Source organism: Ruegeria sp. BG3 (genome assembly GCF_056538485.1).
In genome coordinates this window covers 179128-205422 of the sequence record NZ_JBQFTE010000011.1, presented here as the reverse complement: position 1 = coordinate 205422, position 26295 = coordinate 179128, and the positions used below count along the sequence as shown (strand labels likewise).

Below are 26295 nucleotides of genomic sequence, written 5' to 3'. Positions count from 1 at the left end.
CGGCGTTTGGCGCATCAAGGCCAGGTTGGGTTGGAGGTGCCTAGTTGTGGGGCGGGCAGGTCCCACCTCATCACCGTCCGACCAATGGTCAGTGCGGGTTTTAGCCGGTGGCCAGGGCCCCATCCGGACTGTTCGGTTACTTCGCAATAGTCGGATGGGTTGGCTGTAATCGGGTCTTGGCTGGTGTCGGTTTTACCGAGAATGGCCAGCAATTCGGCGGTGCGCGCCAACGACAGATGGGCGTGCATGATTGAATTTCCCGAGGCCGCCTCGGCCAGTGCAGAAAGAACTGCGGCTGCCATCAGGTATCCGGTCGCATGGTCCAGAGCCTGAACTGGCAGCGGGGTGGGTTTGTCGGCGTTGGTCCATTCCATCCCGGCATGGGCAATACCTGCGCTCATCTGAACCAGACTGTCGAACCCTCTGCGTGTGGCCCAAGGTCCTTGCCAGCCATAGGCGTCTAGAGTGACCTCGACCCGGTTGGGGGCCAGTTCGTCACGCTTTGCTTTACTAAGCCCCAGAGCCTCAAGCGCGCCGGGGCGGTACCCGTGGATGAATACATCTGCTTGTGACAACAGGTCTTGCAGATGGGTCAGGCCCTCGGTCGATTTCAGGTCCAGATAGGCACAGCGTTTGCCAAGTGAGATGTCGGGAATAACGCCCGGCTCATCCCAGCTCGGAGGGTCGATGCGCAGTACATCCGCGCCGAATCCGGCCAATGTGCGGGTTGAGACGGGGCCCGCCAGAACGCGGGTCAGGTCTAGGACGCGCAGGTCGGCAAGCGGGCGTTTGGCTGTTGCAGCCGGACGATCTCGCAGAGTGATCCGACGTGGATTCTGCCAACTGATCAGTGGGTCACGGCTGACGGCGCGGCCTTGGGGATGGTCCAACCATTCGGCGCGGCTGCGCATGGCGGCAGCGACGCCGCCCTCGGCCACAATAGCGCTTTCGAGGTCAGCGATAGCCCAGCTGCGAAGGGCCTGTGAGACCGCTTCCCGGTCGGCTTGTGTGCCCAAAACTTTCAGGGCGGCAGCGCGGTGGTGGGGCAGGTTGGTATGTAGCCTGATCCAACCGTCAGACGCGCGGTAGTCGCCCGCAATGGCGTCCCACAGGCTGGGCATCTCCCAGCCATCGGGCTTGAAGGAATAGCGATACCAGAGTAAAGCGAGGCGGCGATCCACCGTGACCGCTGGCGCGGTTGGTGACAGGTTTGCGGCGGTCATATATCGGGACAGCTCCTGACCAACCGCGGCGAAGCTGGTGGTTGCCAGCTCGGAGACGGCAAAGGCGCTGGGCAGGGTTCCCTCGCCGGTAGTGCGATAGCTGTCGGCCGCCGGAAGAGAGGACAGCAGGCTCATTGCTGATAGGGGTCCAGACTGTCACGCAAACCATCGCCAAGGAAGTTGAAGGCTAGAACAACGACGATAATGGGCAGCATGGGAATGGCCGTCCAAGGGTATATCTCGATCGAAGCGAGGTTCTGCGCATCGTTCAGCATCACGCCCCAACTCACCGCAGGCGCACGCAGGCCGAGGCCAAGGAAGGACAGCGCGGTTTCACCGAGTATCATCGCCGGGATCGACAGGGTGGCCGACGCGATCAGGTGGGACATGAAGTTCGGCAGCAGGTGCTTTCGGATCACCCGGCCGGAGCTTGCGCCCATCATCTCAGCTGCGCGGACGTATTCTTCCTCTCTCAGGGATAGGAATTTGGCGCGGACGGATCTGGCGAGGCCGGGCCAGTCGAGAATGCCGAGGATGATCGAGATGATGAAGAAGACCGCGACGGGGCTCCAGTTCGAGGGCACGGCGGCGGACAAGGCGAGCCATAGCGGCAGTTCGGGTAGGGACCGCAGGACTTCGATCACACGGTTGATGGTCCAGTCGATGCGCCCTCCGAAATACCCGGCCATTGACCCGAACAGGATACCAAGGAAGAACGACACCGAGATGCCGATCAGACCAACGGTCAGTGATAACTGCGCGCCATAGAGGATGCGGCTGAAGATATCGCGGCCCAACCGGTCCGAGCCCCATAGGAACAGTGTCGCGCCATCAGGGGCACAGAACAGATGCGTGTCAGAGGGGATGAATCCTGCCAAGCGATACTCGGACCCTTCACAGAAGAACTTGATCGGACGAGGATCCTCGGTGTCTGGAATGAACTTCCATTGGAAGGTCTCAAGATCTGCCTCAGCCGTGATGGGGTAGACATAGGGCCCGATGAATTCGCCCTCGTGGAACCAGTTGATCGACTGGGGCGGGGCGTAAAGGTGTTCTCCGTTCCGGTCATTGGGGCCGTAGGGGGCGATGAAGCCTGCAAAGGGCAGCATCAGGTAGCAGAGCAGCAGAAAAACGCCTGAGATCAGGCCCAGCTTGTGCGTGCGGAATTTGCGCCAGACCAGCACCCAGTTCGGGGCGTCCAGATCGGCGCGCTCGAGCTGTTGGACCGAGGCCTGCGGGTCGAACGGTGCGTCATCTACATAGCGATCATCAGGGCGTTGGGTCATGCGTCTCGCCCCTCATACCGAATGCGCGGGTCGAGCATGACCAGCAAGATGTCCGAGATCATGGTGCCAATCAGGGTCAGCAGGGCCACGAACATCAGGATGAACGCCGACAGGAACTGGTCCTGCGTTTTCAGTGCAGTCAGCAGGGTCGGGCCAATGGTTTGCAGGCCCAACACGACCGACACCAGAACCGAGCCGGACACCATCGAAGGCAGCAGGTTTCCGATGTCAGCGACGAACGGGTTGAAGGCCACGCGCAACGGGTATTTGGTCAGCATCCGTGACGGGGCCATACCTTTGGCAACGGCTGTCTCAACATAGGGCTTGCCCAGCTCGTCCAGCATGTTCGCGCGCAGGCGCTGCATCATGGCCGACGCGCCCGAGGTGCCGATGACGAAGGTTGGCACGATCAGGTGGACAAGGATGGATTTCAGCTTGTCCCAGCTCATCGGTTCGCCTTCGAATTTCGGGTCCATCAGGCCGCCGATGGGGAGGTTGAAATACTGATGACCGTAGTAGAACAGGATCAGCGCCAGCAAAAAGTTCGGCGTGGCCAGACCCAGATAGCCGACAAAGGCCGAGGTATAATCGATCCACGTGCGCGATCGCGCGGCGGCGATCACACCCAAGGGCAGGGCAACGGCGTAGACGAACAGGATCGCGGCTAGATTGACTACAACCGTCAGCCAAAGCGTATCGCCCACGATGTCTGAGACGGGGCGGTCGAACTCGAACGACCAGCCGTAATTGCCTTGCAGCAGACCTTCGAACCCGTGGGGGCCGGGCCAGAAGCCCATCCAGATCAGGTATTGCTCCCACATGGGACGATCCAAGGCGTACTCGGCCCGCAGAAATTCGGCCTTGGCGACACCGGCGGATTGGCCTGAGGCCTGAAGCTCGGCGATCTGGTTGCTCAGATAATCGCCGGGCGGCAGGTTGATGATGACGAATATCAGAACCGAGACCACCAACAGGGTCAGCAGCATCGTGAAGAAGCGATAGACCGCATATCGCAGCATGATCATTTAGCTGCTCCTGCTCAGTCGACCAAAAAGAACTCATCCGGGCGATGGACGCCGAAATGCGCACCGGGCTCCCATGCCCACATGGCCTGTTCGGGGACATTGCGCAAACGGTTCGAGACGACAATGGGCTGCGGCGCGCCGTTCAGAATGCCGATCGCGTATAGCTGGTCAGCGTGGATTTCCAACATCTCGGTCCAGACGGCAGCGCGCTGTTCATCTGTTGTGGCAGTCTCCCAGTCATGGACCAAAGTCATCAGGCGCTCAGCCTCGGGCATGTCGGGGGCCTCACCCACTTCGCCGCCGGTCTGATAATACTGTCCCCATTTTGGCCAGGCGAGAAACACCTGATCCGTCGGGGCCAGATAGGCAGGCGAGGTGTGGATTTGGGGCAGCCCGTCGTCCCAGCCGAACCAGACCGAGGCCATGGTGTTGCCTGCAAAAACCCGGTTGCGTAGGATATCGCGATCCAGCGGGCGCATCACCAGATCGACGCCAATCTCGCGCCATGTGTCGGTTACGATCTGCAGGGCGTTTTCTACCTCCTGCCGCTCACCAGCGGTTTCGATGATCAACTCCATCGGGCGGCCGTCGGGCAACAGCCGAATGCCGTTCTTGTCGCGCTCGTTCAGCCCAGCCTCGTCCAACAGCGCGTTCGCCAGATCCGGATCGTACTGGGCCCAGGCCTGGGCGTTTTCCTCACTATAGAAGGGTGAGGCTGGCAGAACCGCCATCGCGCCCGGTTTTGCCAGTTTGAAATAGAGCGCTTGGTTGATCGTCTTGCGATCAATCCCCAAAGACAGGGCGCGGCGCACGCGAACGTCTCGCATCACATCCCGCCAAACCTCATCCGCGTAGTTCAGGTTCGGATAGATTGCGATCTGTGAGGCCACGCCAGTTTTCCAGAGCAATGTCTTGTAGTTGCCAACCGCCTCACCCTTTTTCAGGATCGAGGCATCCCGGAACGCCAGACCACGTCCCTGCAGGTCGGTCTCACCCGCATTGGTCTTTGCTGCCACCAGTCCGGGGGCCACAATCTCCATCTCGACCACGTCGATATAGGGCAGTTGCACCCCTTTGGAGTCGATGCGGTGGTAGAACGGATTGCGCACGAAATTGTGGCGGATTTTCTTGCCCGAGCTTGCGTTCAGCCAAGGCTGAAGCGTGGGCAGCTTGTGGTTGTCGAACTTGTAAAGGTTGTCCAGCTTGTTGTGCAGGGCCGCCCAGCTTTTGACGCGGGCATCATCGACCTGCGCGGCCAGATCCTCGGGATCAACATAGTTTTCGTGATACTGTTTCAGAAAAGCCGACGGGCGGTAGATGAAGGGCGGTCTGGCCTGTGCTAGTGTTTGCAGGAAATCCGGGTTCGGATCATCCCATTCGTAGATCACGGTTGTCTCGTCCGGGAAAGAGACAGTAGGGGCCTTACCATCGACGATCAGAAAATCAGGCGGCCCGGAGGGACTGAGCAATTCGTTATTGGCGACATCTTCCCACCAGTACCGGAAATCTTCGGAGGAAAACGGCGAGCCATCCGACCACTTATGTCCTTCGCGCAAATGCAGAGTGAACTTGCGGTTCTCGTCATTGTCGAACGAGGCCAAAATGTCCGGCACTATATTGTAGTTTCCATCAAACCCAACCAACCGGGCGTAACCGTAGACGACCATCTGGCGGATATCCTTGGACCGGGTCACCATGGTCCGCATGGTGCCGCCAGGAGTGCCGAATTCACGCCCCTTGGCGGCCAGATCCACCACCAGAGGGTCTTTGGGCAGGCGCTCCGAAACCGGGGGCAGATCGCCCGCATTTACCTCAGCCGACCAAAAGTTGCTCTCTTGTGGGACCGGTAAATCGGCCAGCACAGGCAGTGTCCAGCCAAAGGCCAGAGCGGCGGCCAGGATCAAAGGGCGAGTGGTCTTAAACATGGCAACGTACCTTATGGCCCGGTTCCAATTCCACCAGCGAAGGTATCACGGTGTCCGAGAAACGAAAGGCCTCATCCCAACTGTCCGGCGCGCCGGCACCCAGAGAGACCATTTGCAGGTCAATCGGGCGGTTGATGTCGGGTTCTGGTTGAGCGGCAATCAACGCCTTGGTGTAAGGATGGCGCGGATTGTAGAAGAGTGTTTCGGGCGGGGCTTGTTCGACGATCAAGCCCCGACGCATCACGGCAACTTCGTCAGCGATGCGGGCCACGACGGCCAAATCGTGAGAGATAAAGAAATAGGACAGGTTCAGACTGTCCTGCAGGTTTTCCAACAGTGTCAGAATTTGTTCCTGAACCGAGACATCCAGCGCCGAGGTCGGCTCGTCACAGACGATCAATTGCGGGTCCAGCATCATGGCGCGGGCGATAGACAGGCGCTGCCTCTGCCCGCCGGAAAACGCATGCGGATAGCGTTTCAGCATGTCCGAGTTCAGCCCCACGCGCTGCAGCATCTCGGCGGCTTTGTCGCGTTGCTCCGAGACCGAACCGATACGGTGGATTTCCAGCGGCTCGGTCATCGCATCCTGTATTCGCATCCGTGGGCTGAGTGAGCTGTAGGGGTCTTGAAACACCATCTGCGCCTTGCGCTGAAACGCGGTGCGCTGGGCGCGGGTCATCTGGTGGACCGGGATGGGGTCTTCGCCCTGGGCGGTACAGAACAGAACCTCTCCGCCTGGGTTGGGCAGTTCGGCGCCAAGGGCAATCCGGGCGGCGGTGGTCTTGCCAGAGCCGCTTTCGCCGACAATCGCCAGTGTCTTGCCACGTGCAAGCTTCAGATCGACGCTGCGACAGGCATGGATCTGTTTGTCGGCCTGCCAGCCCTTGCTAGAGCGCATCGTATAGGTCTTGGAGACCCCTTTCATATGCAGGATCAGGTCTTCGTCCGGCATCGGAATGCCGACGGCGTCCTGATCTGGAATGGCCGGGGCCGCATCGAACAGTTGTTTGGTATAAGGATGGGCCGGCGCGGTCAGGATGGGGGCGGCGGGGCCTGCCTCCATCACGCGGCCCTTGTGCATGACGACGACCTGCTCGGCCATATTGGCCACCACGCCCAGATCGTGCGTAACAAGGATCAGCGCCATCCCGGTTTCGCGCTGAAGCTCCTTGATCAGCCCCAAAACCTGCGCCTGCGTGGTCACATCCAACGCTGTGGTCGGCTCATCAGCAATTAGCAGTTCGGGCTTGGAGACCATCGCCATGGCGATCATGGCGCGCTGGCGCATACCACCCGACAGCTCGAACGGATAGGAGTCATAGGCCCGCTGGGGATCTGGAAAGCCCACGCGTTCAAACTGGGTCAGTACTTCCTTACGGGCCTGCGCCTCGGACGCGCCGCGATGCAGCCAGAGGACCTCGCTGACCTGATTGCCGATCTTGTGCAGTGGCGACAAAGACCGCATCGGTTCCTGAAAGATCATCGAGACGCGGTTGCCGCGAATGCTGCGCATCTCCCGCTCGTTGATTTGCGTCAGGTCGGCCTTGCCCTTGGAATCATTCAGAATAATCGAGCCGCTGCGAATCTGCGCTACGCGAGGCAGGATACGCAACACGGCCCGGCAGGAGATTGTTTTGCCCGAGCCCGACTCACCCACTAAAGCAAGTGTCTGTCCGGCCTCCACATCGAAATTCACGTCTCGCACGACTGAGTCCGCCGTGCCGAAACCGATGCTGAGATCTCTGACAGACAACAACGCAGTCATTCGGGTTTTCCACCCGTTTGGCCGTAGATGAGCATCGGCTTTTTATTCTCCCCGTTTTTTTGACTTACTGTCGCGCGGTTTCACCCGACTCGTCAAACCCGTTCTTAGGCTGAAATGTCGCGGGAATGTGAAACTTTCGCCTCTACAACTACACAAACAGTTGAGTTTTTGCCATCAAGTTCGTGACCAGCACCATTTAAGCTGGCGTTGAGTATCAAAGAGAGAATCCCCTGTGCCCGAAAACCAAAGCCGACTTGATCTGTTTATTGACCGCATGGTGTCGCAACGCGCCTGCCTGGATTTTGCAATCGAGCAGACAAGAGGCATGTCCGGGCCGGTGTTCGAGCTGGGCCTGGGTAACGGTCGAACCTACCACCACATGATCCAGTACATTCAGAATCGCCCAGTTTTCGTGTTCGAACGCGCGGTGGCTTCACATCCCGACTCAACCCCGCCCGAGGGTCGGGTGATTTTGGGCGATGTGCGGGACACTCTGCCAGCCTCTGTGGATCGGTTTGGTGCGACGGCCAGCCTGATCCATGCAGATCTGGGTGGGCACAATCGCGAAAAGAACGACGCCTTCGCGCGGTTTGTTTCGCCTTTGATTGAACCGCTTCTGGCGCCGGGTGGCCTGATGGTTTCCAGTGATCGAATGTATTTCAATGCGCTGACTGAATTGCCCTTGCCCGAGGGCGCGGTCGAGGGGCGCTGTTTTATCTACCGGCGGTGACGCCTTAGGCGCGTCCGGGTCCACCAAAAGGTTAAGCAAACCGGAGGAACGCAATGCAGGCCATCCTGACGCTGAATGCGGGAAGTTCGACCATCAAATTCGGAGTTTACCAGGCCGACGCTGAACCCGAATTGCTGTGGCACGGGCAGGTGGACAATCTGGGACCGGTCGCCCAATTGCAAATCAACGGCGACGGGCTTCATGAGACACGCGAGATCGGGCCTGCTGACCACGCGGCCGGGGTCACTGCGATCTTGCTGGCCCTTGAGCCTCTGCTTCAATCGGATCTAATCGTCGGTGTAGGCCACCGTATTGTCCACGGCGGACAGACCTTCGAAGGGCCCACGGTTCTGGACGATCACGTGCTGGCCCAGCTTGAAACGCTCTCGTCACTGGCCCCGTTGCATCAGCCCCACAATCTAGCGGCCGTCTGCGCTGCACGAACGGCTTTCCCGAGTGCGTTACAGATTGGGTGTTTTGACACCTCCTTTCACGTCGGCCATCCGTTTGTAAACGACGCGTTCGCCATCCCGCGCCGCTTTTATGAGAAGGGCGTTCGGCGCTATGGGTTCCACGGACTGTCCTACGACTACATTACCGGCAAGATGGCTGAGGAATTCCCGGATCTGGCCGCAGGCCGGGTGGTGATCGCGCATCTGGGCAACGGGGCCTCGATGTGCGCTGTGGCCAACGGAAAGAGTATCGGCTCAACCATGGGTTTTTCCGCGCTTGATGGGCTGCCAATGGGGACCCGTTGTGGTCAGCTTGATCCCGGCGTGTTGCTCTATCTGATGGAGCAAGGTCACTCTGCCGAGGCGATCACGCATATCCTCTACAAGAAAAGTGGCCTGCTTGGCCTCAGCGGGATCAGCCACGATATGCGCACATTGCTGGAAAGCGATGACCCACATGCACGTGAGGCGATAGACTACTATGTCTTCCGGATCAGGCGGGAGCTGGGTGCGATGGCGGCCGTTCTGGGAGGGGTGGATGCGGTCGTATTCTGCGGCGGCATTGGTGAGAACGCTGCGCCTATTCGCCAGAGCGTGCTGGATGGGATGGGATTTCTCAACATCCATCTGGACGCCGAGGCCAACGCCCAAAACGCGACGGTGATATCGAACGGCGGTATACCCGTGCTCGTGATCCCGACCGACGAAGAACGGGTGATCGCGCGGGCGGTCGCCAAGGCTTTGAGCTAAACACGAAAGAGGGAAAACGGATGATCTTTTACGACTGCGCCACTGCTCCGAACCCGCGCCGCGCGCGTATGTTCATTGCCGAAAAAGACTTGGAGATTGAAACTCGGCAAATCTCGATCGCGGAGGGAGAGCAGTTGAGCGATGCTTTTCGCGCCGTTAACCCTCGGGCCACGATCCCAGTGCTGGTGACCGATGAAGGCACGATTCTGACCGAGAACCTTGGGATTGCTGCATATCTTGAGGCGCAGAGCCCAGAACCCCCATTGCTGGGCAAGACGCCGGATGAAAAAGGCCGTGTTTTGATGTGGAACGCAATCGTCGAGCAGCAAGGCGGTATGCCTATCGCCGAAGCCCTACGCAACGGCCATCCTGCTTTCAAGGATCGTCCTATTCCGGGACCAGAGAACTATCCGCAGATCCCCGAGCTTGCGCAACGGGGTCGCGACAGGGTGGGGGCGTTCTTCGATTTGCTCGAGGACCATTTACAGGGCAGCCCGTTTTTGGCGGGCGAGGACTTCACCCTCGCCGATATCACCGGATTCGTCTTTGTCGATTTCGCTCGCGTGATCAAAATGCGTATCCCGGAAGCTAGTACCGCGACTCAAGCCTGGTTCGACAGGATCAAATCCCGGCCCAGCGCCAGCCTTTAAAAGGCACCTGAATTGGCTGACACAAGCTTGCGCTCGACACTGTACAGAAATGTCTAGACAGAAGTGAACAGTGCCACTAGCGTTTCATCCGAGTCGTGCAGCGGAGGGCAGGATGAAATCTCAGTATCGCGTTGTGGTCATTGGAGGCGGTGTCGTTGGGGCCTCGGTCCTGTATCATCTGGCCAAGTTCGGCTGGTCGGACGTCGTCATGTTGGAGCGGCGGAGGCTGGCCTCGGGGTCATCCTGGCACGCGGCGGGTGGTATTCACGCGTTGAACGCGGATCCGAATATGGCGTCCTTGCAGGCCTACACCATCGACCTGCTCAGTGAGATCGAAAAGGAATCAGGCCAGAATATCGGCTTGCACATGACTGGCGGTTTGACGCTGGCGGGCACCCCTGAACGCTGGGAATGGCTGCAGGCAAACTACCGCATCTTCCAATCCATCGGCATCGATGATTGCGAACTTCTGACCCCGGAAGAGGCGCAGAGACGTTGTCCGATCATGTCCACCGATGGCGTGTTGGGCGCGATGTGGGCGGATCGCGAAGGCTATATCGACACAACCGGCACTGTGCAGGCCTACGCGACGGCGGCAAAAAAGCGTGGCGCGGAATATTATGAGGAAACCAAGGTCGAAAGCCTGACGCAGACCGCCGATGGCTGGCAGGTCGTGACCGACAAGGGCACGATCACTTGCGAGCATGTGGTGAACGCGGCGGGCCTTTGGGCCAAGCAAGTGGGCCGTATGGCGGGGGTGGAGCTGCCGGTCTCTCCGCTAAAGCACCACTATTTGATAACCGACACAGTGCCCGATGTTGCCGAGGCCGAGTTCGAGATGCCGATGACTGTCGACCTCGAAGGCTTCACCTATATGCGGCAGGATCAGAAGGGCGTTCTGGTTGGCATCTACGAGGTCGACCACGAGCACTGGGCCATGGACGGGGCGCCTTGGAACTATGGTGAGGAACTGTTTCAAGAGCAGCTCGACCGCATCGAGAATGAGCTGACGCTGGGCTTTGAGCGCTATCCCTCGATCCAGAATGTCGGCATCAAGACATGGGTCAATGGCGCGTTTACCTTCTCGCCCGACGGGAACCCTCTGGTCGGTCCGGTTCCGGGCAAGCGTGGCTACTGGTCGGCCTGCGCCGTGATGGCCGGGTTCTTGCAGGGCGGCGGCGTTGGCAAAACTCTGGCCGAGTGGATGATCCATGGTGAGCCCGAGGCCGACGCATGGCCAATGGACGTCGCTCGCTATGGCGATTTCGCGCAGAACAAACGTTACATTCGCGAAACGACCGGTCAGTTCTACTCGCGCCGTTTCGTGATGACCTACCCGAATGAGCAACTGCCAGCAGGACGTCCGCTGAAGATGGCCCCGGCGCATGATGCGATGACTGAGGCCGGGTGCAAATGGGGCGTCAGCTGGGATCTGGAGGTGCCGCTTTATTTCGCGCCCAAAGGGTTCGAGGAAACGCCGACCCTCAAGCGGTCGAACGCCCATGACATCGTGGCGGAGGAATGCAAGACGCTCCGTGAAGGTGTTGGCCTGTTGGACATCTCGGGTTTCTCGCGGTTCGAGGTGACGGGTCCGAATGCACAGGCCTGGCTGGACAAGGTCATGGCCTCGAAACTGCCGGGGCCGGGGCGCGCCAAGCTGGCTCCGATGCTGGGTGAGACGGGGCGGCTCAAAGGCGACCTGACTGTGCTGAACTGGGGTGACGGAACTTGGTGGATCATGGGCAGTTACTACCTACGTGCGTGGCACATGCGCTGGTTCGACGATCACATGATGGACGGCGTGACTGTCCGTGATCTGGGCGAGGAATATTGCGGTTTTGCCGTGGTCGGCCCGAAATCGCAGGCGGTGGTCGAGAAGCTGGCGGAACAGGATATCTCAGGCCTGAAATTCATGGGTTGTGGAGATTTCGATATCGGTCTGGTCCGCACCCGCGTCGCCCGCATGTCGGTGACCGGTGAAAAGGGGTATGAGATCAACTGCCGTTACGGCGATCACATCAAGCTGCGCCGGATGCTTTTGGAGGCTGGGGCTGACGAAGGCATCCGCGAATGCGGGTTCAATGCCATGCTCTCAACCCGATTGGAGAAGAGTTTCGGCATCTGGTCCGCCGAGTTTACCCAAGCCTATACGCCGGGCATGACCGGAATGGATCGCTGGATCGACTGGGAAAAGGATTTCGTCGGGAAAGAGGCAGCTGTGGCCGAGCGTGACGGCAATGGCCCGGCTCAGCTTCAGGTGACGCTTGAGGTCGATGCCGTGGATGCCGACGCCAGCGGGTATGAGCCGATATGGTCCAATGGCGAACGCGTGGGTTTTGTCACCTCGGGCGGCTACGGCCACTACACGGGCAAGTCTCTGGCAATGGCGCTGATCAATCGCGACAAGGCCGAACCGGGGACGGAATTGACCGTGCATGTGGTTGGTGTGGAACGGCCTGCGCGCGTGGTTGCGCCATCTCCTTACGATCCGCAGGGCAAGGCGATGAGGGGCTGATGGTGATCTCACAAACATCCGAGCGTGGTCGGCGACGGCGCGGGCGGGGTGCAGATGCCGCACCACCGCCCTCGCGCGATGTGAACTACCGCCAGCTGCGCAACCCTTTTCCGCAGATGGAGGTGTTCCCCGAGGATCAGATCGCGGACATGCATGAGACAGCGCTGCGCGTCTTGCAGGACCTTGGGGTGAAAGTCCTGCTGCCCGAAGCCCGCCGCATCTTTGCCAAGGCTGGTGCGCGTGTGGACGAAGATACTCAGATGGTCTTTATCGGGCGTGATTTGGTTGAGGCCGCCGTGGCTTCGGCCCCCAAATCCATCGCGTGTCATGCCGGGGCGCGGGACCGCGATTTTAAGCTGGAACTGGGTTCGCTCGTGTTTCAACCGGGTGCAGGTGCCCCGAACGCAACCGATCTGGAACGGGGCAGGCGACCGGCGTCGGGTCAGGATTACATTGAATTCCTGAAGCTGACGCATCACTTCGATGTCTTCCAGATGATTTCGCCTCAGGTCGAGCCGCAGGATGTGCCGACCCATCTTCGCCACTATTTCACGACGCAGGCGCAGATGGAGTTGACGGATAAGTTCCCCTTCTTCTTCTCGCGCGGCACCCCACAGGTGTTGGACAGTTTTGAGATGCTGTCTATCGCACGAGGGCTTTCGGATGTTGAGTTCCGGGGCAATGCGCATTGCTATACGATCATCAACACCAATAGCCCGCGCACGCTGGATATCCCGATGGCGCAAGGGCTGATCGATTTTGCGCGACATGGTCAGATGTCGATCGTAACGCCGTTCACCCTGATGGGGGCGATGGCCCCGATCACGGTCGCGGGGGCCATCACGCTTTCCCATGCCGAGGCTCTGGCGGCTGTGACCCTGACGCAATTGACGAACCCTGGCGCGCCGGTCTGCTATGGAACCTTCACCAGCAACGTCGACATGAAATCCGGCGCTCCGGCCTTTGGGACGCCATCGCATTTCCAGGCGTCTTTGGCGGCAGGCCAACTGGCACGGTTCTTGGGCCTACCATGGCGGTCGGCGGCCGGGTCGGCTTCGAACATCAACGACGTTCAGGCCGCGAATGAAAACCAGTTTGGCCTCTGGGGCTGTTTGATGGCCGGGGCGACGGTGATCATCCACTCGGCAGGCTGGCTCGAAGGCGGGCTGTCCGTGTCGTTTGAGAAGATGATCTGTGATGCCGAAGTGTTGAACATGGTAGCTGAACTGTGTGCCGGCGCGCAGGCCGGACAGGCCGAAATCGGCTTTGATACCGCCCTGAGTGAGGTTGACCCCAGCGGGCATTTCTTTGCCTCGTCCCAGACGATGGAGCGCTACAATACCGAATTCTACCAGCCTCATGTTCATGACTACGCCAATTTCGGCACCTGGACCGAGCGTGGATCTGTCGATGCCAATCAACGTGCAACAGGTGTTTGGAAAGGTATCCTGAATGATTTCAAACCGCCCGCTGGCGATAGCGATCGACTAGGGGCCTTGCACGATTTCATCGCGAAGCGAACTGCCGAAGGCGGCGCTCCGCCGGAGAGTTGAATGAGCACCAAACCGATCCTGCACCGCGATGACCCCAAGGCCGAGCCTCTGGTCGGCAATATCAAAGTCACGCGGGATGACTGGCTGAATGTGGCGATGGACGTGCTGATCTCGGACGGGGTGGATCAGATCAAGGTCATGAACCTGGCCGAGCGCATGGCCGTGTCCCGCTCGTCTTTCTACTGGTACTTCAAATCGCGGCAGGAGCTTCTGGATGCTTTGCTGGCGCGGTGGCAGGCGACCAATACGGCGGCGTTGATCGCGCAGGCCGAGGCCCCGGCCGAGACAATTACCAGCGCGGTCTGCAACGTGCAGCGATGCGTGGTGAACACGGATTTGTTCGACACGGCACTTGATTTTGCCATCCGGGACTGGGCCCGCAAATCAGGCAAAGTGCGCAATGCGCTGGATCAATCCGACGCACGACGCCTCAAGGCGCTGCACGCGATGTTTGCGCGGTTTGGCTATTCGGACATTGAGGCCGAAACACGGGCGCGCGTCCTTTACTACATGCAGATTGGGTATGATCTGGCGCAGCTAAACGAGCCGATGGAAACGCGGCTTTCGTTGGTGCCCCACTACCTGCATGCTTTCACAGGGGTTCAGCCTCGGGCCGAGGAAATTGAAGAATTTCGCGCTTATTCCAAGCGCTTTTGGGAAGGAAAGACAGAATGAGCCAACCAGATGCAATCATAATCGGGACAGGCGTCATTGGCGCGGCCATCGCGTTCGAGATGGCCAAGGCCGGATGGAAAACCCTTTCGCTGGACCGCAATACGCAGGTCGGCCATGGCTCGACCGCGGGGTCCTGCGCGATCATCCGTATGCACTATTCGACGTTCGATGGCACGGCTTTCGCGTGGGAGGGCTACCATTATTGGCGCGATTGGGCCGAGTATCTGGGACTGCCCGCAGATGCCAATCTGGCGCAGTTTCGCGAGACCGGTTGTCTGGTGATGAAAACAGACGCCAACGGGATGCTTGAAAAACACATGCAAAACAGTGCGGATCTGGACTGCCCGTTCGAGGAATGGTCGCCCGAGACGGTCACCGAACGCCTGCCGGTATATTCTCTGGAAAGCTTCGCCCCCGCCCGCCGGATGGACGACCCGGAGTTCGGACAACCGAACGGGCGCAAGATGCAAGGTGGCGTGTTCTGGCCTCAGGCAGGCTATGTCACCGACCCGGCTCTTTCGGCGCAGAACCTGATGGATGCGGCAATCCAGAACGGGGCCGAGTTGCGTACTGGGGCCGAGGTTGTTGAGATCCTCATTGAGGACGGGCGCGTGGCGGGTGTCAAACTGGCTACGGGCGAAGAAATTCGTGCCAAGGTCGTGGTAAACGTGGCCGGGCCGGGATCGGCCATTGTCAACGGCATGGCTGGCGTTCTTGACGACATGACTATCGAAACCCGTCCTCTGCGGCAGGAAGTGGTCCATGTTCCCGCGCCTGAGGGGTTCGATTTCGAAAACAACGGAACCATTGTCTCGGATAGTGACATCGCTTGCTATTGCCGCCCTGAGCATGGCAACCACATCCTCGTGGGGTCCGAGGATCCCGAATGCGATCCGCATCAATGGTGCAAGGACGACAAGTCATATAACCGCGATTTCACCGATCAGTGGACGACGCAGGCGATGCGCTATGCGCAGCGGGTGCCAAGCCTTGGTATTCCGTCCAAAACGCGGGGTGTGGTTGATCTCTATGATGCGTCGACCGACTGGATTCCGATCTACGATAAATCCAGCTTGCCGGGATTCTACATGGCCTGCGGCACCAGCGGGAACCAATACAAGAACGCGCCGATTGCGGGCAAGATGATGACGGCTCTGATCGACTATTGCGAGGGCGGTAAGGACCACGATGCCGAACCGCTGCAGTTCGAACTGCCTTACATCAAACGCGTGATTGATGTGGGATTCTATTCGCGCAACCGCCCGATCAACGAAGAAAGCAGTTTTTCCGTTCTGGGGTAGTCAGCCCGACAATTGGCCCTAACATCACGTAAATGCGAAATGGAGCGGATACGTGATGCCTAAGACGCCAAACAAAGTACTGATCCTTGGCAGTGCGCCTTCAGCGGTGGCCGCCCGAGATTGGGATCGGACGCCGTTCACGCATATCGTGGCCATCAACAACGCATGGCGTATTCGTCCGGATTGGGACATCCTAATCCACCCTGAGGATTTTCCGCCGGAAAACCGACCCACAGCCCTAACAAAAGGCCAAAGGATCGTGACAGCCGAAGACTACGTGCCTCGGCAAAACGCCTATGGCGGTTTTGTCTATGCGGGGGGCACCATGGCGTTTACCGCAGGCTATTGGGCGCTGTCCGCCCTTGCTCCGTCGGTGATTGCCTATTTCGGCTGCGATATGGTCTATCCCGGGTCGGGGAAGACGCATTTCTACGGCAACGGAACCGCTGATCCGCTGCGTGCCGACATCTCATTGCGGTCGCTTGAGGCGAAATCGGCCAGATTGGGCGTTTTCGCTGCCGCGCAGGGCTGTCGCATGGTGCGCTTGTCGGAGGGTGAAAGCAGGCTGCTCTATCCATCGCTTCCCGCGTCACGGATGGAAGACGCACCGATGCCGTCGACCGTTGGCGCGCATGACGCGTTGGAGGCCGAAGATCGCCTCGGCTATTATGTGCCATCCGGGCGGTATTGGGAATCCCAGCAGCAGTTTGATCCGGACGAATTGGATACAGTGGACGGTCTTTGGATGTCCGCTTATCAGATTGCGCAAATGGACCGCGTTGCCTAAGGGCTCAGACGGAGAAAGCGATCCAGGCCCAAACCATGGCAATATAGGTCAGGCTGTGCATCAACTGGTCCAGACCAGTTGCCCGCCAGAATGCGGCTTGATTGGGCTGTAGCTTTTTCTTTTCGGAATAGCTGGCCTTGGCGAAATCAATGTTGAAATGGATGATCCATTCCAGGGCCGAGATGATCAGGATAAAGCTGACCGGTGCGCCAAACAGCAAAAAAATAAGGGCCGAGCCCACAACGTGCACCCCTGCATGTTGCGCGCGTCCCAAATGAAAATACTCGCCACGCCCGGTCAGCATCTTGGGCGTCTGTAGATAGAAGTCCGCGAACATATGTTTGATCTGCAGCAAGCAGAGCAACAGCAACACGGCACCATAGCTTTCGGGCAAACGTATCCTCCCGATATCGTCCTAAAGGGAACTCTAGGCGCTAAAATGCGTGTAGGCAAATGAACTAGTTCACACATGCGCAAAGATTAGCACTTTGTCGGAAACTATTTGCCTAGCAAAGCAAGATTACTGTAAATTCAGACTGTTAATTTTCCGTGCATCGTTTCGAAACCGGATCATTGATCAAAAGCAGGGACAGGTTCCATAGAACGCACGATTTTCCGCTTCATCTGGAAATACTCCAAGCGCGACCAGTTGATCCTGCTGGCCGTGACCTCGACGTTGTTTCCGCTACTCTATCTCACGCTTGAGCTGCCCAAACGCATTATCAATGACGCGATTGGTGCCTCGAGCAGCGTGGTTCAGGTTTGGGGTTACAGCCTCCAGCAGACGAATTTCCTGATTATTCTGTGCTTTGCCTTTCTGGCGGCGGTGCTGGCCCACGGGCTGATGAAAATGCGCATCAACACCATGAAAGGTGTCCTGAGCGAGCGGATGCTGCGCCGCTTTCGCTATCAGTTGATCAGCCGCGCCCTGCGCTTTCCCCAGCCCTATTTCGAGCGTGTCAGCCAAGGCGAGATGGTCTCGATGATCACCGCCGAAAGCGAGCCGATGGGCGGGCTGATGGGGGATGCGATCAGCCAGCCGGTTCTGCAAGCGGGGCAGATGATCACCATCCTGTCGTTTCTGTTTCTGCAAAGCGTTTGGTTTGGTCTGGCTGCGGTGGCGCTGATCCCCGTGCAGGCCTGGTTGATTCCCAAGCTGCAGCGCCAGATCAACCTTCTCAACAAAAAGCGCATTCAGGAGGTACGCATCCTTGCCGCTCAGATTGGCGAGAATGCGGCTGGGGCCTCAACCCTACGCGCAAATGGGGGGTGGCGGTATCGCAGGGCCATGATCTCGGATCAACTGGGGCGGCTCTTCGGAATCCGGTTCGAGATCTACCAGAAGAAGTTCTTTATGAAGTTCATAAACAACTTCATCTCGCAATTGACGCCGTTCATGTTCTATCTGGTGGGCGGTCTGCTGGTCCTGCAGGGCTCGGTCTCGCTGGGCGCGCTGGTGGCGGCGTTGGCTGCGTATAAAGATCTCAGCTCTCCGTGGAAGGAACTGCTGACCTACTACAACCAGACGCAGGATATGTCGTTGCGTTGGGATGTGGTGATCGAACGGTTTGCGCCGGCTGGAATGCAGGATGAGGCGCTGTTTGAGGGTGAGCCAAAGACCCGCCCGCATCTTGATGGCGACATCGCTCTGGATCGGGTGTCGGTGCGCGATATGGACGGAAACCAGATCCTGGACGATCTTAACCTGACCTTCCCGCATGGAAAGACAATCGGCATCGCCGCGCCTAGCGAAGAAGACCGCCGCGCCATTGCCGAGCTGCTGACCCGTGAAATCCTGCCGAGCGCTGGGCGTGTCCATATTGGCGAGCAGAATCTGGCCGAACTGCATCAGGGCGTCGTCGCCGCGCGGATCGGCTATGCGTCATCGCGGCCGGTGATGTTTCAGGGAACGCTGGGCGATAATGTGATGATGCCGATGCGCTACAAGCCCCTGTCGGAGGGGGGCGACGATCCCGGATTTGCCGAAACCTTGCGGGCGGGCAACAGCACCGACCCCTTCAAGGCCGAATGGCTGGACCCGTCTCTCGCTGGGCTGGAATCGGCGGATGCCCTGCGAGATTGGTGGCTGCAACTGATTGATGGAATGGGGTCAGGCGCGGCCTTGTTCCAGCGCGGGGCCGAGCAGGTTTTCGACGCTGCACTGCATCCGGAACTGGCGCAGAAACTGGTCAAGCTGCGACCGTTGGTGCAGCAGGCGGTGAAGAAGGCAGGGCTTGAGCAGCAGGCGCTGATCTTCGACAAGTCCACCTATAACCCGGCCTTGCCCGTGGCCGAGAACCTTCTTTTTGCCACGCCCCGTGTACCGGTCACGCAAGCGCTGTTGGCACAGCAGAGAGTCTTTCTGGGTCAGTTGCGCGAACTGGGGTTGGACGAGACTCTTATCGCGCTGACCCGTGATGTGATCGACATGCTGCGCCAGATCTTTGGCCTGGATGGAACAGATCACCCGCTGTTCCGCAAGTTGGGACTTGAGGCGCAGACCTATGAAACAGCCGTCGAACTGGTCGAGCGCACCCGCAAGGAAGGCGCTGAGGGGTTGGACGACGAACAACTGGCAACATTGCTGGCGGTGCCTCTGGTCGTCTCGGCTGAACAGATCGGCCCGGCCTTTTCGGATGAGTTAAAGGATCGTATTCTGGAGCTGCGCCACAGCCACTCGGAAAAGCTGATGCGGCCGTTGATGGACGTCTTCGTGCCTCTGGACCCCGAAGCCGTCGCGCCAGGCCTGACCGTGATGGAGAACGCTCTGTTCGGCAAGGTCAGTGAGATCGGCGGCGCGCGCTCGGACGAGGTGCGGAAACTGATTGTCGACGTTCTGGCCGAACACGGCGCGCGTCCGTTGGTGGTTGAGTTGATCTATGATGTGCCGGTCGCGCTGGGTGGCCAGAACCTGCCCGCAGTCTTTGCCGAACCCCTGGCGTTCACCCGAGCGACGATCAAGAAGCCCGACATCCTGATCCTGGAAAACGCGCTGGCCAGCTATGACATGCAGACGCAGGTTGCGGTCTACAAAAACCTGCGCGCGCTGTTGCCCGAAACCACGGTCATCTATCTGAACGATCAATTCCAAAACCCCGATGTCTTCGACATGTATGTCGAGATACGGCAAGGTCGGGTTGTCACGGATGAAGGACCGGGGGATGTGGAAGAGGATAGTGCCGCCTCGGCCGACTTGGCCCGCAAGCTGCGCGCCCTAGAGCAGACGCCGCTGTTTTCGGGCCTTGATCGGCGACAGTTGCGCCTGCTGGCCTTTGGTGCGCGGTGGTTTGATGCCTCTGCCGGACAGGTGATCTTCCTCAAAGATGACCAACCCACGGATGGTGCATACGTCGTCCTCGAAGGCGAAGCGGGGTTGTATCTGCCTAAAGCGGGCACGCCGGATGAGCTGATCCTGCGCGTCGGGCCGGGGGCGTTGGTGGGCGAGTTGGGCTTGATCCGAAAAGAGCCCCGCGCGTTGAGCATGGTGGCCGAAACCGATCTTTCCTGCTTGCGCATCGGGGAAGAGGAATTCCTGGCCGTGGTCGAGAACGACGCGGCGACGGCGTTCAAGCTGCTGCAGGTGGTCGCGGGATATGTGTCGAACTAGAGCCGTTTCGGGTTAACCCCGAAACTCTCTACTGTCAGTCTTTCGGCTTGCAGAACAGTTGATAGAGCAACTCAATCACTTGTTTCGTGTTGCCATCCTCAAGCGAATAAAACACCGTTTTCCCCGCGCGCCGGGTCGAGACCAAACCATCCTCACGCAGGCGGGCCAGCATCTGGCTGACGGCGGCTTGCCGGATTTGCAAAAGCGCCTCCAGCTCTCCCACCGACTTCTCACCGTCTCCGAGGTGGCACAGGATCATCAGGCGGCCCTCATGCGCGAGCGTTTTCAGAAACGCGGCGGCACGGGCTGCGTTGTCTTTCATTTCCGCCAATCCGTCCGATGCCGGGGCGTGAGTGGTGCTGTCTTTCAGTGTCACCGGTCAATCGTTCTTCAACTAGGTCTTCTGACATTATGCCCTAAGAAACGTTATAATGTCACCCCTCAGATGCAGGAGCCCCACCCTGAAAGGCGTTACCATTAGCATAATCGCACGGTTCTTCCTGCATCTGAAGGTGAAGCCCGTCGCCTTTGTAAGGATGTGCGCGTGCCAGATCTTCGTCCACCTCAATCCCAAGCCCTGCAGCGGTCGGAGGGGTCACGAACCCGTCCTCAACCCGGATTGAGCCCGTGATCAACTGGTCATGGAAGGACGTTTCAATGGTCTCCAGTAGCAACAGGTTCGGGATAGAGGCCGCCAGATGGATATTCGCAGCCCATTCCACCGGCCCGGCATAAAGATGCGGGGCCATCTGCGCGTTGAACACTTCGGCCATTGCGGCGACTTTCTTCATTTCCCAAATGCCGCCTGCGCGCCCTAAAGCCGGTTGCAAAATCTCTGCCGCGCCCGCGCGTAGAACCGCGCCAAATTCGGCTTTGGTGGTCATGCGCTCTCCGGTCGCGACGGGGATTCGGACGTTGCGAGCGACGCGGGCCATGTCCTCGATATTGTCGGGCGGAGTGGGTTCTTCGAACCAAAGCGGAGAGTATGGTTCCAGCGCCTGACCCAAGCGGATAGCGCCTGCGGTGTTGAACTGGCCATGGGTCCCAAACAGCAAATCAGCCTTGTCGCCTACCGCCTCGCGGATCGCTTTGCAAAACGCAACGGACAGAGAGATATCTGACATCGCAGGCATGTGCCCGCCCCGGATCGTATAAGGACCGGCGGGGTCAAATTTGACGGCGGTAAAACCGCGACGGACCGCATCGGCCGCAGCCTCAGCTGCCTGTTCGGGCGAGGTCCAAAAGTCGGTAAGGTTATGCTGGGGCAGTGGGTAGAGATAGGTATAGGCGCGAATACGGTCATTCATCTTGCCACCGAGCAGCGCATAGACCGGGCGGTCGCGGTCTTTGCCCAGAATGTCCCAGCACGCGATCTCAAGCCCCGAAAACGCCCCCATCACAGTCAAGTCCGGGCGCTGCGTAAAGCCCGAGGAATAGGCGCGGCGGAACATCAACTCGATGTTTTCCGGATTCTCGCCCTGCATGTGGCGGTCAAACACATCCCGGATCACGTGACGCATAGCGTCGGGGCCGATTGACGACGCATAGCACTCGCCCCAGCCGGTGATGCCTGTATCCGTGGTCAGCTTGACCAAAATCCAATAGCGCCCGCCCCAACCGGGGGCTGGCGGGGCCGTGACGATGATATCGAGGTCTTGCAGTTTCATCCTAGCCCTCTCGTGCTTGGTCAAAGGCAATGAGTTCGCGGTCAATCTCGGCCACCACCTCGGCGCTGCCAAAGAACGCCATATCCGGGGCGTCGATGTCGTCCATGAAAGCCTGAATTTCGATCAGCGCTGGTTTGCCGTCGAAACTGCCCTCGATCTGCCAGCGGCTGCTTTGGTCCACGGGCAAATCCGACAGGTTGTCAGCGATCTGGGTGACCAGAGCTTTGGGCAGACCAAACCGGGGATTGTTGGCGAGGCCGGTCAGAAAAGGAGGTACCTCTGCCAGATCGAAATTCATTGACGTCTCCGAGGTGGACGGCGCAGGTTTCGCCGCCTCGGGTTTGAAGAGATCGGTCAGGAAACGCAGCATCGGCCTACCTGTCGAAGAGGATCACGTTGCGCTTGGCAGATCCGGTTTTGGTATCGGCAATCGCCTCATTGATCTGATCCAGAGACCAGCGGCCCGAGACCAGTTCATCCAACTTCAGCCGCCCTTGCTCATAGAGGTCGATCATCCACGGGATGTCGCGCTGGATAACCACGTCGCCCATCTTTGACCCTACCAAACCCTGTCCCAACGCGGCGAGGATCACCGGCTCATAGCTGGCTTCGTCCCCGGAATGGGGCATGCCGATCATAACGGCTTTGCCGCCCAGACCCAGATACCGTGGGGCCTGATCATAGGCAGGGATCGCACCGACGGTGATCAATACTGCATCTGCACCGCGCCCGCCCAGCGCTTTGTAAGCCGCTTTCCATGGCTCTTTAAGACTGGCGAGGACGCCGTGGGTGGCACCGAACTCTTTGGCGATTTCAAGCTTCTCTTCGGTCATGTCGACCGCAACGATACGGCGCGCGCCGGCAATCCGAGCGCCTTGGATGGCGTTAAGGCCCACGCCGCCCGCGCCAATCACCACTACGTCTTGCCCGGGGCGCAAACCTGCGGCGTTCACCGCTGCGCCGACCCCGGTGATCACACCACAGGACAACAGGCTGGCGAGGTCTTTGGGCAGGCTTTCCGGAATCCGAACGATCTGCCGGTGGCTGACGACGACTTTCTCGGCGAAGGCCCCGCAGGCCATCGCCTGTTCCAAAGGCCCTCCGTCGCTCGTACGCAAAGGACCTTTGACCGTGTCATAGGGGGTTTCGCAGATCGTGGGTTTGCCACCTGCACATGAAGGGCAGGAGCCGCAGGCCCGGATCAGTGTCACGACCACTGGATCGCCCAGTTTGAAATCCCCTGCGGCCTCTCCAACTGCGCTGACCACCCCTGCGGCCTCATGCCCATAGACAGCGGGTAGAAATCCGCCCCATGCACCATCGGCATATGAGATGTCCGAATGGCAGATGGCCACCGCGTCCAGTGTAACCTCGACTTCGCCGGTGCCGGGGGCGGCCAGTTGGACCTCTTCTATGGTCAGAGGTTCCCCGAACGCCCGGCATACGGCGGCTTTGATGGTTTGCATGTCGTCCCTCGCTTCGTTTGGTTCACGGTGGCGCGGGAATTGGCATCTCGCAAGACGGAAACCGTCACGGGTACGTCGGTATTACGCCACGGCAGGCCTGGCGCGCAGAAACAGGACAAACCCGGCAGCCATAAGGACCAGTGCCAGGAGGAACGGCGCTCCGGGCAGATAGAGCGCGGTGTCGGGCCGGATGAACCACGCAAACACGCTGGTCATCAACAGAGGCGAGATCACCATAGACAAGGCGTGCAGAGACGTCAGGACGCCCTGAAGCTCACCCTGTTGCGAATCCGGCGTCGCGCGCGAGGTCAATGCCTGCAGCGCGGGCGTGATCACCGCGCCCAAGGCGGTGATCGGGATCAGCATCAGGGCGATAGTGCCATTGGTCAGGAAGGCGAGCAGAGCGAAGCTGATGACCTCAAAACCCATGCCGCAGATAATGGTCATGCGCTCCCCAAGATGACGGGTCGCGGGTCTGATCAAACCGCCCTGAACGGCGGCCATGCCGATGCCATAGACGCCGAGAGACAGCCCGATCATCTGAGGCGACCACCCGAAACGCTCGGTCGTGAAATAGGACCAGATCGCGGGGTAGATGTAGATGGACACTGAGTAGAGGAAATAGACCCACAGTAGGGGGCGAACTCCGGGCAGTGCGGCGATGGCCTTTAACGCGTTGACAGGGTTGGCGCGTCGCACGCTGAAGGCACGGCGGGTTTTGTCTGTGACCGTCTCGGGCATAACCATCAGCCCGAGGCCGAACGAGAGAGCGGACAGTGCTGCGGCCGCCCAGAAAGGCGCGCGCGTTCCGTATTCGGCAAGCAGGCCGCCCATTACGGGACCCAGAACAAATCCCATGCCAAAAGCCGCACCGAGCAGGCCAAAATTGGCGGCTTTGTCTTCGGGTTTCGAGACATCTGCCATGAAGGCAGCCGCGGTCGCGTGGGTTGCGGCGGTGATGCCGCCGACAAGACGGCCGATCAAAAGCAACCAGATGCTGCCCGCGATGGCCATGACCACATAGTCTAAAGCCATCACAAACAACGAGACCAGCAAGACACGCCGACGGCCATAGGCGTCTGACAGGTTGCCCAGAATAGGACCGAACACGAATTGCATGGCGGCAAAGGCAGTGCTTAGGACGCCTCCCCAAAGTGCGGCGTCGGCAAGCGTTCCGCCCTGAACCTCGACGATCAGTTTCGGCATGATCGGCATCACAAGCCCGATACCCATCGCGTCAATCATGACGGTCAAAAGAACAAAGACAAATGGCAGACGCATGGAACCCGGCTATATGACGCTTCGCTCACCCTAGAGGGGCCAGCAGGATGAGGGAAGGGCGCAGTGTAGCCAAGCCGGATGACGTATGGTCAGTCAGTTACAGCTTGTCCGACAGCTCATCCAGTATCTGCGCCAGATGGCGCGGGTGCGAGAAGAACGGAGAGTGGGAGCTGTCGATATCCCGCCGCAAATGCGCTGGAATTCGCTCGCTCATATCTTTCTGATAGGCCGGAGGGATAGTGTGGTCTTCGGTGGTGCGGATATAGGCCTTTTGGACATGGTCAAAGTGATCCCCTATTGAAAGCGGTGTGTCCTGCGGCTTGATGGCCTGCGGGCAGAGACGAGCAAAGGCATAGGGCAGAATCTCAGGCTTACAATCATGATAAAACAGGTCATGAACGCGGTCGGGATGCACGGTGTAGGACAGCCCATCGGCGGATTTGTCGACCGCATCGCCAATGGTTTGCTCAGGCCCACGTTTGCGCATGTCGACCAGAGACAACCCGTCCTGAGGGACATAGGCGCAAAGATAGATCAGCGCGCGCATGGCGCGTGGATTAGCCTCAGCTGCGGCGCTGATCGGGTAGCCGCCCCAAGAATGCCCGACAAGGATCGCGTCTGGTGTTGAGGCCGCGAGCACGGCGTCTCGGCAGCTCTCCAGCGTGACATCGCAGATCGGTGTCGGGTCCGAGCCGTGGCTGGGCATGTCGATGGCACGGGCGGAGTGGCCGAAACCCTCAAGCTCGGGTATCAGGTCGCGCCAGCACCAGGCGCCGTGACAGGATCCATGGACCAATAGAAATTCGGCCAAGGGACGCTCCTTCAGATGTGACCGATCTCGGTCAGAAATTGCCGCAACAGGGCAGCGTATTCAGCGGGTTTTTCGACGCAGGGCAGGTGGCCCACCCGGCGCATCAATTCGAACCGCGAGCCGGGGATCAGGTCCACCGTTTCGCGTACCAGATCCGGCGGGGTCGAGCCGTCCTCACTGCCCGCGATCCCAAGGGTGGGCAGGCGCAGGCCGCTGGTCGGCGTGTAAAAATCGGTGCCCGCAATGGCGGCACAACAGCCCAGATACCCTTCGGACGGCTGGCTGACCATCATCTCGCGCCATGCGAGGTGCTGGTTGGCGGCCCGGAAATCGCGCGAGAACCACCTCTCCATCGTCGCGTCGGCCAACGCTTCGATTCCACCGGTTCGGACGGCCTCCATCCGATCCTGCCAGATTTTCGGCATCCCGATCTTGGCAGCGGTGTTCGACAGTACCAGCGCGCGGACCTGATCCATCCGTTTCACCGCCAGCCCTTGGCCAATCATACCACCAATCGACAAGCCAACGAAGACACAATCCCGGATTTCGAGATGATCCAGCAGCGCCTCGGCATCGCGGATCAGCGCGCCCATGGCATAAGGCGCAGGCGGGACCGAGGATAGTCCGTGGCCCCGCTTGTCATAGCGAATGATCCGCAGACCGTCGGGCAGATGTGGCAGCACATCGTCCCACAGGTGCAAATTGGTGCCCAGCGAGTTTGCAAACACGATGGGCGCTCCGTTTGGCGCGCCATCAATCCGGTAGTTCAGCTGAACGCCACCCAGATCAGCGATCGTCATTCTTTGGTTCCTTACTCGGCCTTTGC

General features: G+C 59.4%; 22 protein-coding genes. 9 read left to right on the top strand and 13 right to left on the bottom strand.

Annotated elements, in window-relative coordinates; genetic code table 11:
• Positions 1–14 precede the first annotated feature (14 nt).
• Genes ACR0AI_RS18060 through ACR0AI_RS18040 form a run of 5 tightly spaced genes read right to left on the bottom strand, consistent with a single transcriptional unit; the run spans position 15 to position 7224 of the window.
• A complete protein-coding gene (locus ACR0AI_RS18060) occupies positions 15–1358 on the bottom strand; it encodes a CoA transferase (protein WP_480676076.1) in 1344 nt (447 codons plus the stop codon).
• The gene (locus ACR0AI_RS18055; RefSeq protein ID WP_170659814.1) at positions 1355–2509 is read right to left on the bottom strand and encodes an ABC transporter permease; all 1155 of its coding nucleotides are present in this window, start codon (positions 2507–2509) and stop codon (positions 1355–1357) included. The genes ACR0AI_RS18060 and ACR0AI_RS18055 overlap by 4 nt, the downstream gene beginning before the upstream one ends.
• Positions 2506–3534, bottom strand: coding sequence for an ABC transporter permease (locus ACR0AI_RS18050; protein WP_170377562.1), 1029 nt, complete (start codon positions 3532–3534; stop codon positions 2506–2508). Before ACR0AI_RS18050 ends, ACR0AI_RS18055 begins: the two co-directional genes overlap by 4 nt.
• A gap of 14 nt (positions 3535–3548) precedes the next feature.
• Entirely contained in the window at positions 3549–5459 is a 1911-nt protein-coding gene (locus ACR0AI_RS18045; RefSeq protein ID WP_480676074.1) for an ABC transporter substrate-binding protein, read from the bottom strand.
• On the bottom strand, positions 5452–7224 hold the full coding sequence (locus tag ACR0AI_RS18040) for an ABC transporter ATP-binding protein (protein WP_480676072.1): 1773 nt from the start codon (positions 7222–7224) through the stop codon (positions 5452–5454). The genes ACR0AI_RS18045 and ACR0AI_RS18040 overlap by 8 nt, the downstream gene beginning before the upstream one ends.
• Positions 7225–7456: 232 nt before the next feature.
• On the opposite strand from ACR0AI_RS18040, the gene ACR0AI_RS18035 reads away from it, so the two are divergent.
• From ACR0AI_RS18035 to ACR0AI_RS18000, 8 genes are all read left to right on the top strand, one after another.
• Entirely contained in the window at positions 7457–7954 is a 498-nt protein-coding gene (locus ACR0AI_RS18035; protein ID WP_480676070.1) for a class I SAM-dependent methyltransferase, read from the top strand.
• Positions 7955–8007: 53 nt separating this feature from the next.
• Complete coding sequence (locus ACR0AI_RS18030) at positions 8008–9156, top strand: acetate/propionate family kinase (RefSeq protein WP_480676068.1); 1149 nt, start codon at positions 8008–8010, stop codon at positions 9154–9156.
• 20 nt (positions 9157–9176) lie between these two features.
• The gene (locus ACR0AI_RS18025) at positions 9177–9806 is read left to right on the top strand and encodes a glutathione S-transferase family protein (RefSeq protein ID WP_480676066.1); all 630 of its coding nucleotides are present in this window, start codon (positions 9177–9179) and stop codon (positions 9804–9806) included.
• 112 nt (positions 9807–9918) lie between these two features.
• Positions 9919–12321 carry a GcvT family protein gene (locus ACR0AI_RS18020; RefSeq protein WP_480676064.1) on the top strand — a complete coding sequence of 801 codons (2403 nt, stop codon included), beginning with the start codon at positions 9919–9921 and terminating at the stop codon, positions 12319–12321.
• The gene (locus ACR0AI_RS18015; protein WP_480676062.1) at positions 12321–13874 is read left to right on the top strand and encodes a trimethylamine methyltransferase family protein; all 1554 of its coding nucleotides are present in this window, start codon (positions 12321–12323) and stop codon (positions 13872–13874) included. Before ACR0AI_RS18020 ends, ACR0AI_RS18015 begins: the two co-directional genes overlap by 1 nt.
• A complete protein-coding gene (locus ACR0AI_RS18010; protein WP_170377578.1) occupies positions 13875–14549 on the top strand; it encodes a TetR/AcrR family transcriptional regulator in 675 nt (224 codons plus the stop codon).
• The gene (locus ACR0AI_RS18005; RefSeq protein WP_480676060.1) at positions 14546–15850 is read left to right on the top strand and encodes an NAD(P)/FAD-dependent oxidoreductase; all 1305 of its coding nucleotides are present in this window, start codon (positions 14546–14548) and stop codon (positions 15848–15850) included. Before ACR0AI_RS18010 ends, ACR0AI_RS18005 begins: the two co-directional genes overlap by 4 nt.
• A gap of 55 nt (positions 15851–15905) precedes the next feature.
• The gene (locus tag ACR0AI_RS18000) at positions 15906–16637 is read left to right on the top strand and encodes a hypothetical protein (protein ID WP_480676058.1); all 732 of its coding nucleotides are present in this window, start codon (positions 15906–15908) and stop codon (positions 16635–16637) included.
• 4 nt (positions 16638–16641) lie between these two features.
• On the opposite strand, the gene ACR0AI_RS17995 is transcribed toward ACR0AI_RS18000, so the two are convergent.
• A complete protein-coding gene (locus tag ACR0AI_RS17995) occupies positions 16642–17031 on the bottom strand; it encodes a DUF3307 domain-containing protein (protein WP_480676056.1) in 390 nt (129 codons plus the stop codon).
• Positions 17032–17247: 216 nt separating this feature from the next.
• On the opposite strand from ACR0AI_RS17995, the gene ACR0AI_RS17990 reads away from it, so the two are divergent.
• A complete protein-coding gene (locus ACR0AI_RS17990) occupies positions 17248–20244 on the top strand; it encodes an ABC transporter transmembrane domain-containing protein (protein ID WP_480676128.1) in 2997 nt (998 codons plus the stop codon).
• Between the two features lie 34 nt (positions 20245–20278).
• Here the strand turns inward: ACR0AI_RS17990 and ACR0AI_RS17985 are convergent, their stop codons facing one another.
• The 7 genes from ACR0AI_RS17985 to pcaD all read right to left on the bottom strand — a co-directional run bounded on the left by ACR0AI_RS17985 (position 20279) and on the right by pcaD (position 26269).
• Positions 20279–20566, bottom strand: coding sequence for an ArsR/SmtB family transcription factor (locus ACR0AI_RS17985; protein WP_170555798.1), 288 nt, complete (start codon positions 20564–20566; stop codon positions 20279–20281).
• Between the two features lie 112 nt (positions 20567–20678).
• On the bottom strand, positions 20679–21911 hold the full coding sequence (locus ACR0AI_RS17980) for a mandelate racemase/muconate lactonizing enzyme family protein (RefSeq protein WP_480676054.1): 1233 nt from the start codon (positions 21909–21911) through the stop codon (positions 20679–20681).
• A gap of 1 nt (position 21912) precedes the next feature.
• Positions 21913–22281, bottom strand: a complete 369-nt coding sequence (locus ACR0AI_RS17975) for a hypothetical protein (RefSeq protein ID WP_480676052.1) — start codon at positions 22279–22281, stop codon at positions 21913–21915.
• A gap of 4 nt (positions 22282–22285) precedes the next feature.
• The gene (locus ACR0AI_RS17970) at positions 22286–23377 is read right to left on the bottom strand and encodes a Zn-dependent alcohol dehydrogenase (protein WP_480563341.1); all 1092 of its coding nucleotides are present in this window, start codon (positions 23375–23377) and stop codon (positions 22286–22288) included.
• 81 nt (positions 23378–23458) lie between these two features.
• A complete protein-coding gene (locus ACR0AI_RS17965) occupies positions 23459–24658 on the bottom strand; it encodes a TCR/Tet family MFS transporter (RefSeq protein ID WP_480676050.1) in 1200 nt (399 codons plus the stop codon).
• 97 nt (positions 24659–24755) lie between these two features.
• Complete coding sequence (locus ACR0AI_RS17960; RefSeq protein ID WP_480676048.1) at positions 24756–25469, bottom strand: alpha/beta fold hydrolase; 714 nt, start codon at positions 25467–25469, stop codon at positions 24756–24758.
• An 11-nt stretch (positions 25470–25480) separates the two neighbouring features.
• Positions 25481–26269 (bottom strand): 3-oxoadipate enol-lactonase, encoded by a 789-nt coding sequence (gene pcaD, locus ACR0AI_RS17955; protein WP_480676046.1) that lies wholly within the window; start codon positions 26267–26269, stop codon positions 25481–25483.
• Between the last annotated feature and the right edge of the window lie 26 nt (positions 26270–26295).

Bases quoted from the DNA above. Each gene is read 5' to 3' on its own strand.
- ACR0AI_RS18060 (WP_480676076.1), bottom strand. From the start codon at position 1,358: ATGAGCCTGCTGTCCTCTCTTCCGGCGGCCGACAGCTATCGCACTACC.
- ACR0AI_RS18055 (WP_170659814.1), bottom strand. From the start codon at position 2,509: ATGACCCAACGCCCTGATGATCGCTATGTAGATGACGCACCGTTCGAC.
- ACR0AI_RS18050 (WP_170377562.1), bottom strand. From the start codon at position 3,534: ATGATCATGCTGCGATATGCGGTCTATCGCTTCTTCACGATGCTGCTG.
- ACR0AI_RS18045 (WP_480676074.1), bottom strand. From the start codon at position 5,459: ATGTTTAAGACCACTCGCCCTTTGATCCTGGCCGCCGCTCTGGCCTTT.
- ACR0AI_RS18040 (WP_480676072.1), bottom strand. From the start codon at position 7,224: ATGACTGCGTTGTTGTCTGTCAGAGATCTCAGCATCGGTTTCGGCACG.
- ACR0AI_RS18030 (WP_480676068.1), top strand. From the start codon at position 8,008: ATGCAGGCCATCCTGACGCTGAATGCGGGAAGTTCGACCATCAAATTC.
- ACR0AI_RS18025 (WP_480676066.1), top strand. From the start codon at position 9,177: ATGATCTTTTACGACTGCGCCACTGCTCCGAACCCGCGCCGCGCGCGT.
- ACR0AI_RS18020 (WP_480676064.1), top strand. From the start codon at position 9,919: ATGAAATCTCAGTATCGCGTTGTGGTCATTGGAGGCGGTGTCGTTGGG.
- ACR0AI_RS18015 (WP_480676062.1), top strand. From the start codon at position 12,321: ATGGTGATCTCACAAACATCCGAGCGTGGTCGGCGACGGCGCGGGCGG.
- ACR0AI_RS18010 (WP_170377578.1), top strand. From the start codon at position 13,875: ATGAGCACCAAACCGATCCTGCACCGCGATGACCCCAAGGCCGAGCCT.
- ACR0AI_RS18005 (WP_480676060.1), top strand. From the start codon at position 14,546: ATGAGCCAACCAGATGCAATCATAATCGGGACAGGCGTCATTGGCGCG.
- ACR0AI_RS18000 (WP_480676058.1), top strand. From the start codon at position 15,906: ATGCCTAAGACGCCAAACAAAGTACTGATCCTTGGCAGTGCGCCTTCA.
- ACR0AI_RS17985 (WP_170555798.1), bottom strand. From the start codon at position 20,566: ATGAAAGACAACGCAGCCCGTGCCGCCGCGTTTCTGAAAACGCTCGCG.
- ACR0AI_RS17980 (WP_480676054.1), bottom strand. From the start codon at position 21,911: ATGAAACTGCAAGACCTCGATATCATCGTCACGGCCCCGCCAGCCCCC.
- ACR0AI_RS17975 (WP_480676052.1), bottom strand. From the start codon at position 22,281: ATGCTGCGTTTCCTGACCGATCTCTTCAAACCCGAGGCGGCGAAACCT.
- ACR0AI_RS17970 (WP_480563341.1), bottom strand. From the start codon at position 23,377: ATGCAAACCATCAAAGCCGCCGTATGCCGGGCGTTCGGGGAACCTCTG.
- ACR0AI_RS17965 (WP_480676050.1), bottom strand. From the start codon at position 24,658: ATGCGTCTGCCATTTGTCTTTGTTCTTTTGACCGTCATGATTGACGCG.
- pcaD (WP_480676046.1), bottom strand. From the start codon at position 26,269: ATGACGATCGCTGATCTGGGTGGCGTTCAGCTGAACTACCGGATTGAT.